18 protein-coding genes are annotated in these 13,658 nt (G+C 66.3%); 12 read left to right on the top strand and 6 right to left on the bottom strand.

All coding sequences use genetic code 11. The annotated features are described in order from the left end of the window. Nucleotides 1–14 precede the first annotated feature (14 nt). The 10 genes from QSJ19_RS00960 to QSJ19_RS00915 all read left to right on the top strand — a co-directional run bounded on the left by QSJ19_RS00960 (nucleotide 15) and on the right by QSJ19_RS00915 (nucleotide 7,059). Entirely contained in the window at nucleotides 15–452 is a 438-nt protein-coding gene (locus QSJ19_RS00960; RefSeq protein WP_286317831.1) for a phage gene 29 protein family protein, read from the top strand. Next, the gene (locus tag QSJ19_RS00955; RefSeq protein ID WP_286317830.1) at nucleotides 452–1,993 is read left to right on the top strand and encodes a hypothetical protein; all 1,542 of its coding nucleotides are present in this window, start codon (nucleotides 452–454) and stop codon (nucleotides 1,991–1,993) included. The genes QSJ19_RS00960 and QSJ19_RS00955 overlap by 1 nt, the downstream gene beginning before the upstream one ends. A gap of 19 nt (nucleotides 1,994–2,012) precedes the next feature. After that, nucleotides 2,013–2,372 (top strand): hypothetical protein, encoded by a 360-nt coding sequence (locus QSJ19_RS00950; RefSeq protein ID WP_286317829.1) that lies wholly within the window; start codon nucleotides 2,013–2,015, stop codon nucleotides 2,370–2,372. Between the two features lie 64 nt (nucleotides 2,373–2,436). Further along, nucleotides 2,437–2,676: a hypothetical protein gene (locus QSJ19_RS00945; protein WP_286317828.1), complete on the top strand. Its 240-nt coding sequence runs from the start codon at nucleotides 2,437–2,439 to the stop codon at nucleotides 2,674–2,676. Continuing rightward, nucleotides 2,673–3,188: a hypothetical protein gene (locus QSJ19_RS00940; RefSeq protein WP_286317827.1), complete on the top strand. Its 516-nt coding sequence runs from the start codon at nucleotides 2,673–2,675 to the stop codon at nucleotides 3,186–3,188. The genes QSJ19_RS00945 and QSJ19_RS00940 overlap by 4 nt, the downstream gene beginning before the upstream one ends. A 7-nt stretch (nucleotides 3,189–3,195) precedes the next feature. Next, entirely contained in the window at nucleotides 3,196–4,257 is a 1,062-nt protein-coding gene (locus tag QSJ19_RS00935) for a glycine-rich domain-containing protein (RefSeq protein WP_286317826.1), read from the top strand. Next, nucleotides 4,214–4,612 carry a DUF7572 family protein gene (locus tag QSJ19_RS00930; protein ID WP_286317825.1) on the top strand — a complete coding sequence of 133 codons (399 nt, stop codon included), beginning with the start codon at nucleotides 4,214–4,216 and terminating at the stop codon, nucleotides 4,610–4,612. The genes QSJ19_RS00935 and QSJ19_RS00930 overlap by 44 nt, the downstream gene beginning before the upstream one ends. A gap of 2 nt (nucleotides 4,613–4,614) precedes the next feature. Next, on the top strand, nucleotides 4,615–5,052 hold the full coding sequence (locus QSJ19_RS00925) for a hypothetical protein (RefSeq protein ID WP_286317824.1): 438 nt from the start codon (nucleotides 4,615–4,617) through the stop codon (nucleotides 5,050–5,052). Nucleotides 5,053–5,065: 13 nt separating this feature from the next. Beyond that, entirely contained in the window at nucleotides 5,066–5,353 is a 288-nt protein-coding gene (locus QSJ19_RS00920) for a phage fiber-tail adaptor protein (protein WP_286317823.1), read from the top strand. Beyond that, nucleotides 5,350–7,059 (top strand): hypothetical protein, encoded by a 1,710-nt coding sequence (locus QSJ19_RS00915; RefSeq protein WP_286317822.1) that lies wholly within the window; start codon nucleotides 5,350–5,352, stop codon nucleotides 7,057–7,059. The genes QSJ19_RS00920 and QSJ19_RS00915 overlap by 4 nt, the downstream gene beginning before the upstream one ends. A gap of 12 nt (nucleotides 7,060–7,071) precedes the next feature. Here the strand turns inward: QSJ19_RS00915 and QSJ19_RS00910 are convergent, their stop codons facing one another. Continuing rightward, nucleotides 7,072–7,263, bottom strand: coding sequence for a hypothetical protein (locus tag QSJ19_RS00910; protein ID WP_286317820.1), 192 nt, complete (start codon nucleotides 7,261–7,263; stop codon nucleotides 7,072–7,074). 776 nt (nucleotides 7,264–8,039) lie between these two features. Here QSJ19_RS00910 and QSJ19_RS00905 point away from each other — a divergent pair. Next, nucleotides 8,040–8,789, top strand: coding sequence for a hypothetical protein (locus QSJ19_RS00905; protein WP_286317818.1), 750 nt, complete (start codon nucleotides 8,040–8,042; stop codon nucleotides 8,787–8,789). Nucleotides 8,790–9,104: 315 nt separating this feature from the next. Here QSJ19_RS00905 and QSJ19_RS00900 read toward each other — a convergent pair whose 3' ends face one another. Together QSJ19_RS00900 and QSJ19_RS00895 are read right to left on the bottom strand one after the other, a co-directional pair. Beyond that, nucleotides 9,105–9,332, bottom strand: coding sequence for a hypothetical protein (locus tag QSJ19_RS00900; protein ID WP_286317816.1), 228 nt, complete (start codon nucleotides 9,330–9,332; stop codon nucleotides 9,105–9,107). A 21-nt stretch (nucleotides 9,333–9,353) separates the two neighbouring features. After that, nucleotides 9,354–10,121, bottom strand: a complete 768-nt coding sequence (locus QSJ19_RS00895; protein ID WP_286317814.1) for a DUF2510 domain-containing protein — start codon at nucleotides 10,119–10,121, stop codon at nucleotides 9,354–9,356. Nucleotides 10,122–10,269: 148 nt separating this feature from the next. Here QSJ19_RS00895 and QSJ19_RS00890 point away from each other — a divergent pair, with 148 nt between their 5' ends. Beyond that, nucleotides 10,270–10,731: a hypothetical protein gene (locus tag QSJ19_RS00890; protein WP_286317813.1), complete on the top strand. Its 462-nt coding sequence runs from the start codon at nucleotides 10,270–10,272 to the stop codon at nucleotides 10,729–10,731. 16 nt (nucleotides 10,732–10,747) lie between these two features. On the opposite strand, the gene QSJ19_RS00885 is transcribed toward QSJ19_RS00890, so the two are convergent. The 3 genes from QSJ19_RS00885 to QSJ19_RS00875 form a co-directional block, all read right to left on the bottom strand. Then, nucleotides 10,748–11,557, bottom strand: coding sequence for a ComEC/Rec2 family competence protein (locus tag QSJ19_RS00885; protein WP_286317812.1), 810 nt, complete (start codon nucleotides 11,555–11,557; stop codon nucleotides 10,748–10,750). Next, entirely contained in the window at nucleotides 11,554–12,720 is a 1,167-nt protein-coding gene (locus tag QSJ19_RS00880; RefSeq protein WP_353507109.1) for a ComEA family DNA-binding protein, read from the bottom strand. The genes QSJ19_RS00885 and QSJ19_RS00880 overlap by 4 nt, the downstream gene beginning before the upstream one ends. Nucleotides 12,721–12,788: 68 nt before the next feature. After that, nucleotides 12,789–13,649 carry a DegV family protein gene (locus QSJ19_RS00875; protein WP_286317811.1) on the bottom strand — a complete coding sequence of 287 codons (861 nt, stop codon included), beginning with the start codon at nucleotides 13,647–13,649 and terminating at the stop codon, nucleotides 12,789–12,791. Nucleotides 13,650–13,658 lie beyond the last annotated feature (9 nt).

The raw sequence follows: 13,658 nt of genomic DNA, 5'->3' as shown, positions 1-13,658 counted from the left end.
AAGGGCTGCACCACATGACGACACCCACCCCCGAAGAGCAGATGGCGACCCTCAAGGCGGTCGAGGACGAGCGGAAGGTCGAGCAGATCGCCGCGGCGACGGGCGAGGGCCTGGACTACGTCAAGGAGCAGGTGACGAAGCTCGTCGCGACGTTCGTCGGGCTCCCTGGCGTCTCGTCGGCACCTCTGGTCATGGGCCCCGACTACTACTTCGACGTCGCGTGTCACCAGTTCGAGCTCGGCGCACGGATCGCCGCGGATCCGATCAAGACCTACGAGGTGCCGACGGATGTCGGCGGCACCGGCAAGTGGGTCTACACCGCCGATGTGACGGCGCCAGAGGACCCGCAGGAGCGGTACAGGCGTCTCGCCCAGGCGCAGCAGGAGATGTACGAGGCGGCGGTCGCAGAGCGGCGGTCGGCGAAGCGAAAGAAGAAGGGCGGCAATCGGTAATGGCCTACAGCGAGAAGCAACTCGGGTACGCCCGCACCATCGTGGCGGTCGGCCGCGCGATGGGCGTCACGGTCCGCGGGATGAAGATCGGATTGTCGACGGGGCTGGTTGAGACGAACCTCCTCAACTATGCGAACTCGAAAGTCGCTGAGTCGCTGAAGCTGCCCCACGATGCGGTCGGTTCCGACGGCTACAGCGTGGGCGTATTCCAACAGCAGATCGTCAAGACCTCCGACGGCTACTGGTGGGCCGACTGCGCCACCTGTATGGACGTCGCCAAGTCGGCTGGCCTGTTCTTCGGACGGCTCATCAAGCTCGACTACAACAACACGACCAGATCGCCGGGCAGTTTCGCCCAGGCCGTGCAGGGGTCCGCGTTCCCCGCCCGCTACGACCAGCGGTTCGCCCAGGCGTCCGCCCTCTACGACCAGATCGCGTCGACCACCCCAACCCCGGAGGTACCCGCCATGCCCACAGCACCGTTCAAAGAGATCGACATGATGACCGGGGGCGGTCGAGACTCGCGGTTCGGCGCGCGGATCTCGTACTGGCTGTTGCACACCGAGGAGGGCAGCGGCGACACGGACCCGGTCCGACTCGGCCGCTACTGCAGTGGAGCCAACGGGGTCAGCTACCACTACACCGCCGGCCGCGGAATCGTGTGCGACCTCGTCGACACCGACTTCGCGTCCTGGTCGGTCCTCTCGGCGAACCCGTACACGATCAACCTCTGCTTCGCCGGGTCCCGGGCGGGGATGTCTCGCGACGAGTGGCTCAGAACGTTCAAGGCCGACATTCGCAACGCCGCGTATCTCGCTGTGCAGGACGCGAAGAAGTACGGCGTGGCGATCGAAGTCATCGGCACCGGCGGCAAGTACTCGGGCAAACGCCAGGGATTCGCCGACCACCAGTTCGTCACAAAGGTGCTCAAGATCGGCACCCACACCGACGTCGGCGCGGGCTTCCCCACCGACTACTTCGCACAGTGCGTCAAGGAGTTCACCGTGGGCATCGCGCCGAAGCCCGTCGAGAACCAGATCAACAAGATGGCCGCTGCCGCAACGTGGCTGGGCAAACGCATCACCGTCGGCGAAGGCGTCTGCCCTGACAAGCGCGGCCGGTTCGCCCACTTCGAGCACGGCTCGATCTACTGGACCCCCACGACCGGTGCCCGCCCGATCCCCACCCGACTGCTCGAGGACTACGAGCGCCTCGGCTGGGAACGCGGACCGCTCGGCTATCCGATCGCCTATCACACGATTCTCGCCGAGGGCGACGTGCAGGCGTTCGAGAAGGGCGTGCTGTACCACCGCGCCGACCAGTCCGAGGGGTTCTTCGTGACCGGTCGCATCGGTGCCGCGTACGCCCGCAACGGCTACGAGAAGGGGCCACTCGGCTGGGTGCAGTCCAACGAGATCAAGAACGACGACGGCACCGTCACCCAGCACTTCCAGAACGGCGTCGTTCACTGGTCGCCCGACGGAGTCATCACCTTGTCGCCGGTCGGCGGCGAGGACGTCATCATCCCGCAGAAGCACTGAGCGAAAGGAACTGATCATCATGGAGCTGCTCTCGAAACTGAAGGCGTCGGAGCCGGTTCGCCTGTACCTGTATCCGATCCTCGTCATCCTCATCGGCTACGGCGTCTACCGCGGCGTCGTCGACGACTCGGTCGCGACCCTGGTCGTCATTCCGGCGCTCGGTGTCCTGCTGGGCATCCCAGCGACGGAGGCTGCTCGGGCGAAGGTGACGCCGCAGGCGAAGCTTCCCGATGTCGTCGCTGACGGCGCGAACGTCGTCGTCGACCGTGCCAGGCAGGAGATCCGCGATCGATTCGGCGACCAGGGCGCCGAGGTTCTCGACGTGGTGACCCACACCATCGACGACTACGTCGGCGGCCGACACCGTCGGGCCGAGTGAGCGGGCGACGGCCCGATGGTCTCAACATCATTCCGCCCGCTGGGCGCTGTTGAAAGGTGTTCGGGTGGCGGACAAGGACAACGACCCCTCCATGCGCGCTCTGTACGCGCTCACCGGGATCATCGGCGCCGTCTGGATCGCTTCGCTCGTCGTGGACATGGTCAATCCCGGTTACGACCCGCCGGCGAATCTCGGCCTCGTCTTCATGTCGGTGGTGTCGGCGCTCATCGGCGTCATCACGGCAGCGCGAGCACGCGGCGACGGCAGTAAGCAGGACGACGAGAACAAGGACGGGAAGTCATGAACATCGTGGGCTGGAACTACGTGTTCGTCTCGGTGGGATCGTTCCTCGCCGGGAACATCGTCACGCTCGGTTACCTGAAGTGGCGCGGGTACAAGATCATCATTCCGCACATCAACAGCTCGTCGCGGAACATGACGATCTTCGCCATCATCCTCGCCGTGGTGACCCTCGCGACTGTTCTCAACCAGGAGGCGAACCAGAACGAAACTGATCGCTGCAACAACGAGTTTCGCGCTGCGCTGAAGTACAACACCGAGGTCACCGCGGAACAGCGCGACGTCAATGATCGCGCGCAGGCGATCTCCCGCGATCGTCGCGAGATCCTCGACCAGATGTTCGTCGACATCGGGAAGACGATCGAGAAGCAGCCGGGTCAGATCCCCGAGGTCATCGCGACGTACAACGTCCGCGCCCGGGAGTTGGGCCGCGAGTACGACGAGCTGATCGCCTACCGCAGCAGCCTGGACAAGAAGCGCACCCCGTACCCCGAGCCATCGTGCGGACTGGGGTGATGCCGCTGTGACACGTCCAGATCTCAACGGGCCCGGCGACTACGAGAATCCCGACTACAACTTCACCGCCAACCTGCCGAACCCGGCGACCGGCGGACTCAACCAGTTCGCGAGCCGAGACCGTGCGTCGTGGGAAGAGTTCATCCACAACAACTGGCAGGGGAAGACACAGGACATCGGCGGCGGCGCCGAGATCATTCGCATCATCGCCCACGAGGCTCTGATGGGCGTCGGCAACATTGTGAACGGCATCTTCAACGGCTGGTTTGGCTCCGGCTCCGTCGGCGACCCGCTCGAGGTGCAGTACACAATCGAGGCGATCAAAGACGCGATCATCAACGGCTACAACGTCGAAACCAAGGTCACGTCGGGCATCTGGACCAAACCGAGCAACATCTCGGAGCTCGTCGTGATCATGGTCGGTTGCGGCCAGAATGGTGGCGACGGGTCAACCGGCAACCGCGGGCCGGGCGGAGTCGGTGGAATCGGCGGCGGGTACATCGCCCAGCAGATCGACCCAGCCACTCTCGGCTCTACGGTGAACTACACAGTCGGGGCGAGCAACGGGGCCGTGTCGTCGTTCGGCTCGTACTCGACGACTCCGGGTGGATCGGGGATCTCGACGTCGTTCGGTTTCACTCCAACGACGTCCGCGCCCGGTAACGGAGGAAACGGCGGGATCGGCACCTTCACCGAGAGTCCCTCGCAGTCCTCGACTGCGGGGACGAGCGGATCGAGTTCAGCGTTGGCCACAGGCGGCTCCGGTGGAGCCGCGGGTGCAACCGCGAGTTGGCCGAACAACACCTATGCCGGCAACGGCGCGGCCGGCGGAAATGTCTCCGCCGGATCGACCACGAAGTGCGGTGGCGCCGGTGGCGGTGGTGGCGGCGGAGCGGGCCAAGCCCCAGCTAGTACGACAGCCAACGCAGGCGCTGGCGGCCCCGGCGGATACCCGGGCGGCGCAGGCGGTGGCGGCGGAGCCCGCGGCGCGTTCTACGTCAACGCGACATCTCAGGCAGGCGCTGGTGGCATCGGAGCCACCGGAATCATCTGGATCTTCTGGAAGTGAAATGCGCACAGTAGAACTGATCGAATCCGACGTGAGCTGGATGTGCCCAGTCACCCACCTCTACAAGACCCAGGCTGGCCATCTGCTTGTCTGCGTCCGCGACCGAGCGATGATCGTGGAGTTGGCGCAAGATCTCGGCGTGCCGATCTTCCCGTCGCACGTCCCGCTCGGCGTCGATGCCTTCCTGGCAGACGAGCGCGGCCAGGTCGTCGACTACGACGGAAACCCTGCCAATGGCCTCACTCCGATTTTGTCGACGGACTCTCGCTCGTTCGCAATGACGATCGATCCCGACCTGCGCACCCACGAGGATGCGCTGGAAGCCCTCGGATACACACTCACGAAGGAGAACTGAAAATGGCGCTCACCGCGAAGATGTACGGCCTCTTCCTGAAGTCGTTGGCCAACAAGGAGGTCGACCTCGACTCGGACACGCTCAAGGTGATGTTGTGCACCTCGAGCTACACCCCGAACCAGGACACCCACCAGTACAAGTCCGACGTGACCAACGAGATCACCGGCACCGGATACTCCGCCGGCGGCCAGACCCTCACCGGCGTGACCGTGACCTACAACGCAGCGACCAACACACTGATGCTCGACGCGAACGATCCGAGTTGGGGGTCGTCGACGCTGACCGCGCGGTACCTCGTTGCCTACGACGACACCCCGGCGACGGCCGCCGCCAAGCCGCTGATCTGCTACTGGGATTTCGGCCAGGACGAGGTGTCGTCGTCGGGCAACTTCACCGCCACTATCAGCGGCTCGGGACTCATCACGATCACTGCGGCCTGACGGGAGGCGCCCTGTGTATTCGTTCTCGACATTCGTCAAGGACCCGAACGCCAAGCTGGACTACGGCATCGATTGGTCGAGCTGGCTTCGCCCCGGCGACAGCATCAGCGCGTCGACGTGGAGTGTGAGCGGTCCGGACGCCGCCCTCACGACGTACGATCCGGCGTTCACCAATACCCAGACGACCGTGTGGCTGTCGGGCGGCACTGAGGACGGTACGTACCTCGTGACCAACCACATCACCACGAGCGCGGGCCGCGAGGACGACCGCACAATCGAAGTGAGGATGGAACAGCGTTGACCGCTGTGGCGGCTGAACAGCGCGTCGCGGGGCCGGTCGTTCAGCGACACCGCGTGTCGGTCCTGGCCGAGCTCCGGCAGGTCCGGCTCGCGGGCGAGCTCCGGTGGTCCGTCGTTGACGACGATGAGCGCATCCGGCATGTCACCGGCGAGGACCGTGGTCCGCTCCCCGCGACGGCCGCAGTCATCGACGGCGAGCTTGCGGTCGCCACCGCGGCGGCACTGCCAGGGTCCGTGGCGACCACGCGTTCGGTGGCGGTCGCAGGTGCCCCCGCAGCCGCGAACGCTGCGGCACCGGTGGGTGCGATCTCGGTCAACGAAGAGGTGCCCGGCCAGACGGCGACGGCGACAGCCATCGCCGTGCCCGGGTCGATCTCGGCGACCCGCAACGTCACAGTCGCGCTCCCGACGGCGGGCGCACAGGCCGCGGCGGGCCAGGGAGGGATCTCCGCGTCGGGCAACATTGTCATCGCGGGGCTCGTCGCGACAGCGACCGCGGGAGCACCTTCTGGTGCGGTCGCAGCCGAGCGCAACGCGCAGCTCGGCGGCCAACCGGCAGCGGCGACTGGTCTGGCCCCGGCGGGCTCGATCCTGGCTATCCGCAACGTCATGCTCGGCGGCGTCCCGGCCGTCGCCACCGCGACCGCTCCCGCCGGTGCCGTCGAATTCTCGGTCAACGTCGTCGTCACTGGCCAACCCAGCACCGCGGCCGCCGAAGCTCCGGCCGGGATCATCGCCGCGATACGCAACGCGCTGCTCGGTGGCCATGTCTCGACCGCGACCGGCCAGGCGGCGGCCGGCGCGGTTTCGACAATCCGCAATGCGGCGGTCGGCGGAGTCGTCGCCGCGGCCAGCTCGAGCGCGCCCGCCGGGACGGTGCAGGCAGTCCGCAACGTCGCTCTCGCCGGGCAGCCCGGCACCGCGACGACCGACGCTCCCGCAGGCACAGTCACTGGAGAGATCAACTTCACGCCGTTCAACGTCCTCAACACGGACGTCGTCAGCCAGCCCGTCCCCGACGGCGCATCCGGATGTTGGGTCACCCTCCTCGGACACGGCGGCAAAGGTGGCAACGGTGGCGGCACCTCGGGGTCGAGCTCGGCCGTGTCCGGCGGCGCAGGCGGAGGCGGTGCCGCTCGCATCGGTCGCGTGTTCATCCCGATCTCTGAACTCGGAGCGACCTACAGCGTCACCCGCGGCACCACCAACGCTGCCGCCACCTCGTTCACGTCCGGGTCGGTGTCCCTGACCGCTGGCGGCGGCGGAAACGGTACGAACGGCAACACATCGACCAGCAGCAAGTCGGGTGGCGCCTCCGGCACGCCATCGGTCGCCGGCACCTCGCAGACCGTTCCAACAGCGAGCGGCACCGCCGGCGCCAACACGAACGCGTCCACCGCGGTGTCAGCCAGCAGCAACACCAACGGTGGTGGAGCTGGTGGCGGTTCGGGATCGACAGTCGGCTCTGGCGGTACCTTCTCGGCGATCGTCGGCCAGGGCGGCAACGCATCCGGCGGCACCCCGACCGGACTCAACGGCGCAGGCGGCCGCGGCGGCAGCGGCATCACATCGGGATCGTCGAACAACGCCGCCGAGGGCGCCGATTACGGCGGCGGTGGCGGCGGCGCCGGTGGTCGTCGCGGATCAACGACAGGACTCGTCGGCAAGGACGGCGGCGACGGCTACTCACTCGTCGAGTGGGTGTGAACTCGAGCGCCGTCAAACATCTAAGTCGCGTGCCATGGACACCTGCGCAATCACTGCCACCGCCAGGAGCGCCCAGAAGATGAAGGTCGCTAGGCCGGTCATCGGGCTGCCGACATTGTCATACGCCAGTGCGATTGCGAACGCTGACGTCAGAGCAACAGCGACCACTCCGCAAGCGATCGCGAATCTCGATTTCGACGTCATGGATCGTTGCGTACCCCAGACCCCTGGTTGGTAACCGCCCGCTAATACAGGGCGGCCCCGGCGGCACGGAGCCGACCGGGGCCTGACTGCGGGTGAAGCCAGCAAAGGGACCGCAGCCAATCGGAGTGTATCGACACGAGAAGCCCAGAGTCCCTTGCTGTTGCAAAGATCTCACTGATGAGTGGCACTCAACTATGGCAACGATTATTGTCACAGTTACCCACTGATTCGCTCCCCGGCGATGAGCGGGTGGAGCGCCCCGCCTCTGCACTCGACCCCGCAGAGCGGGGCGTCTTCCGTCGCCGAACCCTTTCACTTGGGTGAGGATCGCCTTACCATGGCACGCGTTGAGTCCGGTCCGAGGGGTAGGGGACTCGTGTTGTTATGGCTGCCCGATCCGTGTGCGCCTCGGATCGGGCAGCCGCCTGGCGCCTCCTGCTTTACGTAGTAGCCAACTCGCGAACAGATTCGATAGGCCACGGAACACCGTCGGCTTCCTGGTCTGACGTTCGAACACGGTCCCATTCCGCCTCGGTGCACAACCATACGACTCGAAAATCGCGCCCATTGACAACACCTCCGAGCGCCCTCATCCGAACCGCTGCCCCACTGGCGGTCGTAGCCTCTACCAGGTCTCCTCGTTGTATACGCATACTGCAATTCTTCGCCGTGCCATAGATAAACGAAAGAACTATCTCTAACCGCTGGAGTTATGGCAGAGGCTGTGGCAGACTAAGTGGCAGGGCGCCAGACGGTTGCCGTAAGGGGGTCATCCGATGGACGCCGCGGACGAGGGTTTCAAGCCGCCCTACATGTCGTTCCAAACATTCTGGAACTTCATTGACGAACTGGGATCGAAGCCGCTCCCACCACGGATCGATCGGTCCTTGATGGGCTCGAAGTCCGGTTCCGACCAGGCCAATCTGACCGCGTCATTCACAGCCTTCGGTCTGATTGACGCGAATAGCAACGTTCTGCCGCTACTGCAGAAGCTTGCGGAAGGCGGAGAAGAGGAGCGAAAGGCGCTCCTCGCGACGATGGTGCGCGAGTACTACTCGGAGCCAATGGCAGTGTCAGAACGACATGGCACCTCGAAAGACCTTCGGGATACGTTCGTTTCCAGCTACCCGGGTATCACTTCCGCCGATACTCGCCGAAAGTGCATCACCTTCTATCTCCACGCCGCGCGCACCGCGGGGCTTGAACTCAGTGCACACTTCCCGAGTACGCGATCGGGCTCGGGAGCTCCTGGAGCATCCAAACCGCGCAAGTCGAGCACGCGCCGAAAGCCACCGTCAGATCAGGACAGTGGTGGCGAGGATGCCCGCGGGCGGACGCCGCAATCCGAAGGTGACACGTACACCGTGGCGTTGGCATCGGGTGGAAAAGTATCCGTTGTTGTAGATGTCAACCTTTTCGCCTTGACCACTGAAGACCGAAACTTCGTTATCGACTTGGTGGACAAGCTGAAAGGCTACGAGACCCCGGGGTCCGATAGCGATGACTCGGAGGAGGTTTCACCATGAGGAGGGAGTAAGCCCCCGCCGCCAGAGCCCGCAGTGTGATGGGAGCGGCGGGGGCCGTCAGGGCCGGAAAAGTCAGCCAGGAGAGTCCACCTCCTGACGGGTGCAAGTCCCGTCCGGTCCACCAGTGTATGCGATCCGCAAGCCTTGGGCTGACGATTCAGTGTGACGTCTAGACACGGTGCAGGAGTTGCAACTAATGCCTGTTGTTGTCCGGAACCGTTGAGCCGTGCGAAGCGTCTAAACTGCATGATCCTCGACGCCCTCGCGCTCGTCATCGTCGTGGCCGCCGGAGTGTGGCTGTGCACCACCGAGCCGTCATGACGGCTCCCAGTCGTCACCGAGCACCTCGGCCAGACGGTCGGCGAGGTCGGGCGCTTCGACGATCTGGCTGTACACGACGTCATCGCACTCGACGGCCAGCGCCAGCAGCTCGGCGGGCGGCGCCACCCACGAGCCCGCGAGGTACGACGCCTCGGCCTGCTGTCGCCGCATCATCGTCCGGATGTCGCGAGCGGCCGCGCGCAGGACGTCGCGGTCAGTCATCGAGACACGGTACCGGCGAGACTATCCCGCGCTGCCGGTCACCTCGACGATGTACGCCGACAGCTTCGGCACCGTCGTCGATCCGCCCATCGTCGTGTCGTAGGTCATCGATCCCTCGACCTCGACCCACATGGTCACCATGTCGTCCTTCACGACGTCAGCAAGGACTCCCGGCTCACCAGAGATGACGATCGTGTTGGTGTCGTAGTCGTACGGGCCCGCGGGCTCGCCGCCGACGTCTGCGCGCATCGCGGTCGACCCGGTGCCCGAGTCGAACTGCGTCACCCGTCCGTACACTGTGATGCGCTTGCCAGCGGCGTTGCTAGGGTCCTTCGCGATCTGCGCCCACTCACGAGCACTGACGGCGGAGTAGGTGGACTTGTCGAGCATCGTCGCCCGCCGGCGCGACTCGTACGCGGCCCGGGCCTGCGAGGCGGCAGCTGCCGACGCTGCGACGTCACGCGCTCGCGACTCGCGCTCGATCGAGAACTGGATCGACTCGGAAACCTTACTCGCCTCGGCTTCGTCGGCCTCTCGTTGGTCGCGCTGGTTGAGCACCGCGCCGACTGCAACGACTACCAGCACGACGACCGCGAATGCGCCGGCGACGATGAGCGCACGCCGCGTGCCCTTCTTCTTCGCCGAGGGGTCGGCGGGAGTGAGGTCAGGGTCCTTCGGCGTGGTCCCTCGAGGAGCGGTCTGATCGGTCCAGCTCGCACCGTCCCAGTAGCGCTGAAGCTCTCGGCGTTGCGGATCGGGGTACCACCCCGGCGGGTGCGGCTGAGTCATAGCGGGAGATTACCTGGGCGCGGGCACGATTCGACAGTTCATCTGAACGCATCACAAGCACAAAGGAAGGTTCATCCGTTCGTGCCACAGAGACTCACACGGGTAATTCGACCCGTTGATGTCACGCCGTCGGGCTACGATCGCGGCCATGAAGAAGCTCGCGCTGGTGATCCTCTCCGTCATCGCGGCGCTGTTCCTGGGCGGGTGCGGTAGCGACACCAATGACGACGTCGCAACCTCCAGTTCGTCGGCCGCGCCGGAGATCACCTCATGGCAAACGTGGGCGCAACACTTCCGCAGCCAGATGCAGCAGTGCCAGAAGTTGATGGGCGACGAGTGCTTCGTCCAGAACAGCGCGACGATCGCGAGCATGCGGATGTCGATCCTCGACAACGACCTCGAAATTGACGGCGCCCACTCAGGGATCGTCAACCCGATGCAGAACTACCAGGACGCCTACGCCGACTTCACCAAGGACGCATGTCAAGGCGGGTCCCAGTCCCTCGAGATGGCGAACCTGACGTGCAACGTCAAGCGTGATCAAATGATCACCTTCTCGGACCAGGTTCGGTCCGGACTGGATGTGCTGGCCGCGGGCGGCACCCTATAGCCGAATGGCGTGACGACTACCTCAGTTTTGCCGTTTGCCCGGACACGGCGACCAGGTGCGACAGACCGGCCGCGCGAAAGTCGTCGCGCACCCGGGTGTCGAGCGACGAGGTGTCGCCGAGCACCAGCCCCGGGAAGAGTCCGGCGGCCTCGGGCCCCAGAGCGTGCGCCGAGATCAGCTGCAGCCGGACGCGCACCGCGCCGGCGAGTCGCTGATGCGGTGGGGGACGTCCGAGGGTCTGTGGCGTGCCGACAGCACTCAGTCGGGCGACCAGGAGATCGCCGTCTCGGGGCGGACGTGCCCGAACCAACGCCGAGAATCGTTGTCCGGGAAGGAGATCCGACCACATTGCAGAAGTTCCGGTGAGTTCGGCACCCATCGGCGCCGTCGGTCTGTCCGCCACCTCGGTCACGTCCACGCGGACCCGGACCATCGACGCGGCTCCCGGCCCCACCGCCACCGCGTCGTCTCGGATGATGCCGACGATGCGGGCCTTGCCGTCCGCTTGCCACAACGGATGTGCGCTGCGCGCCTCGACCCGCACGGCGAGCGCACCCGCGGTGACCACGCCCATCCCCGCGACGACCACCACGAACGAGATCGTCGTCCAGCGCGCCCAACGTCGCCACAGCACGACCGCGCCTGCCGCTCCCCCCGCCACGCACACCATTACGAGGACCCGCGCGGTCGGCGGTGGAGCGAGCAGACACGTGAGCGTGGTGATCCACACCGTCACCGCGGGTAGGACGAGTCGGTAGTCCCCGGACGGCACCCAGTCGTCGAGCACACGACGTGAACGGGTGGCCGGCGACGAGGAGTCACTCACACCGTCACCAGCTCGCGCAGCCGGGCGAGCCGCGCCGGGCCGATCCCGTCGACCTCGGCGAGCTGGTCGACGGAGGTGAATCGTCCATGTGCGTCGCGCCAGGCGATGATCGATTTCGCGGTGACCGGACCGACCCCGGGCAACGCATCGAGTTGCGCCTCGGTCGCCGAGTTGAGATCCACCTTGCCCGCCGCGGGCGTGTTCGTCTCGCCCCCGGCTGCACCCGACGACGGTGCGCTCGTCGCGGCGGTGTCGCCGGCCGGTGTTCCCGCGGTGCCGACCACTGCGCTGCGCAGGGCCATGCGACCTCCGTCGCCCGCATAACCGACGAGAATCTGGTCACCGTCGTTCAACTTCTGGGCGAGATTGAGCGACAACAGATCTGCCCCCTTGCGGGCACCACCGGCACGCGCGATCGCGTCTGCCACCCGTGGTTGTCCGGGCAGCCGGACGAGACCCGGACGATGGACCAGGCCGACGACGCTGACCACGATCTCGGCCGTCGGCGGCGCGGCCGGCGGCGCCTCACGCGACTCGACGCCGCTCGTGGCGGGTGTCGTCGGACCCGCGGACGCTGGGAAGGCCACCGGGGTCGCTGTCTCTGAACCACCCCGCAGCAGCGTGTATCCCGCCACGCCACAGGCGATCACGCCGATCAGGATCAGCGCGATGGCGGCCGGTGGCGCCACCAGGAACCGGCGCCGCGGCGTCTCGATCTCGTCGTCCTCGTCGATGCCGAACCGCTCTCCCACGGTCATGCGGGCATGGCCCCGGTCGTCGGTGGGTGCGAACCAGGTGGGGACTCCCGCGACGCCCCAGGCACTCTCGGGTGTGTGGCCCGCGTCGTCCGCGTCGGGCTCGTGTCCCGACACCGCGGACACCTCCCACCCCGACGACTCCGTGGCCGACGGTTCCGTGGCTGACAGTTCCGGATCGGACAGCACCGCGGTCTCGGGGACGTCTGGCGACTCCCGGTCGATCGCGTCGTCGTCGCGAGCCCAGACGTCGGACATGTCCACGTCCGCCGGAGGTCGGGCGGGCTGACGCGGCGTTCGGGGTTGCGCAGCCGACGGGGCCGCACCGGCCAGACGATCCAGTGGGCTGCGCCTCCCGTGACGCTGCCCATCCGAGTCGGTCCCGGGTCGTCGTGCTGTGGTGCTCATGACCGCCGAGCGTAGGCAGGATCAGCACCCTCACCCGGCGTGCGTACACACCGGTCGCGATCTGTGGATCAATCGGCGGGTGTGGACGCCGCTCCGACGTCGAGCGGATCGAGATGTGTGGCGAGCACGACGCCGATCGCGCCGGGACCGACATGGCAGCCCAGGACGGGCCCGAGATCGACGATGAGTTCCGAGGTGACCACGCGGAGACGATCGGTCAGTTGCGCCGCGAGTTCGCCTGCCAGTTCGGGTGATCCGCTGTGCTGCACGCCGACGGTGACCGGCTGACCGCCCGCAGCCTCGACCGCGGCGTCGACCATCTTCGTCAGCGCCTTCGAGAAGGTACGGTGACGCTCTTTGAGGGTGAGCATGCCGTCGACCATGTGCAGGATGGGTTTGATCGACAGGGCGGAGCCGAGCATCTTGCTCGCCGCACTGATCCGGCCGCTCTGCCGGAGATTATCGAGCTGATGCACACACAGCATCGACTCGACGGTGGACGCCTGCCGGATGGCCGATTCATACACCCGATCACGGTCGGCGCCCGCGGCGGCCGCCTGTGCGGCGCCGAGCGCGGTGAAGCCGACGGCCAGCCCGACCGATCGCGAGTCGACGATGCGGACCTGTCCGGGGAACTCCTCCGCCGCCAACCGACCCGCGCCCCACGTGCCCGACAATCGTCGCGACATGTGGACCGCGACGACACCGTCGCCGTCGCTGTCGGCCAGCGCCCGTTCGTACACCTCGGTGAGTTCGTGCGGATTGGCGCCGGAGGTGGTGACGCCGGGCGTGGAGATGATGTCGACCGGGATGTCGTCGACGCCTTCGAGATAGTCCTTGCCGTCGAGGGTCAGATGCAGAGGTACCTGGCGGATCCCGGCATGCTCGGGCAGGCGCGAGGAGGAATCTGTGACGACGACGACAGGCACCCGTCTACG

Origin of the sequence: Gordonia sp. ABSL11-1, assembly GCF_030315685.1 — a bacterium.
Classification (GTDB): domain Bacteria; phylum Actinomycetota; class Actinomycetes; order Mycobacteriales; family Mycobacteriaceae; genus Gordonia.
Note: the sequence above shows the minus strand (reverse complement) of the source record. Positions and strands in the feature narration are given on the sequence as shown.

Excerpts from the sequence above, each read along its gene's own strand:
- QSJ19_RS00960 (WP_286317831.1), top strand. The coding sequence starts at position 15 with ATGACGACACCCACCCCCGAAGAGCAGATGGCGACCCTCAAGGCGGTC.
- QSJ19_RS00955 (WP_286317830.1), top strand. The coding sequence starts at position 452 with ATGGCCTACAGCGAGAAGCAACTCGGGTACGCCCGCACCATCGTGGCG.
- QSJ19_RS00950 (WP_286317829.1), top strand. The coding sequence starts at position 2,013 with ATGGAGCTGCTCTCGAAACTGAAGGCGTCGGAGCCGGTTCGCCTGTAC.
- QSJ19_RS00940 (WP_286317827.1), top strand. The coding sequence starts at position 2,673 with ATGAACATCGTGGGCTGGAACTACGTGTTCGTCTCGGTGGGATCGTTC.
- QSJ19_RS00925 (WP_286317824.1), top strand. The coding sequence starts at position 4,615 with ATGGCGCTCACCGCGAAGATGTACGGCCTCTTCCTGAAGTCGTTGGCC.
- QSJ19_RS00910 (WP_286317820.1), bottom strand. The coding sequence starts at position 7,263 with ATGACGTCGAAATCGAGATTCGCGATCGCTTGCGGAGTGGTCGCTGTT.
- QSJ19_RS00905 (WP_286317818.1), top strand. The coding sequence starts at position 8,040 with ATGGACGCCGCGGACGAGGGTTTCAAGCCGCCCTACATGTCGTTCCAA.
- QSJ19_RS00900 (WP_286317816.1), bottom strand. The coding sequence starts at position 9,332 with ATGACTGACCGCGACGTCCTGCGCGCGGCCGCTCGCGACATCCGGACG.
- QSJ19_RS00895 (WP_286317814.1), bottom strand. The coding sequence starts at position 10,121 with ATGACTCAGCCGCACCCGCCGGGGTGGTACCCCGATCCGCAACGCCGA.
- QSJ19_RS00890 (WP_286317813.1), top strand. The coding sequence starts at position 10,270 with ATGAAGAAGCTCGCGCTGGTGATCCTCTCCGTCATCGCGGCGCTGTTC.
- QSJ19_RS00880 (WP_353507109.1), bottom strand. The coding sequence starts at position 12,720 with ATGAGCACCACAGCACGACGACCCGGGACCGACTCGGATGGGCAGCGT.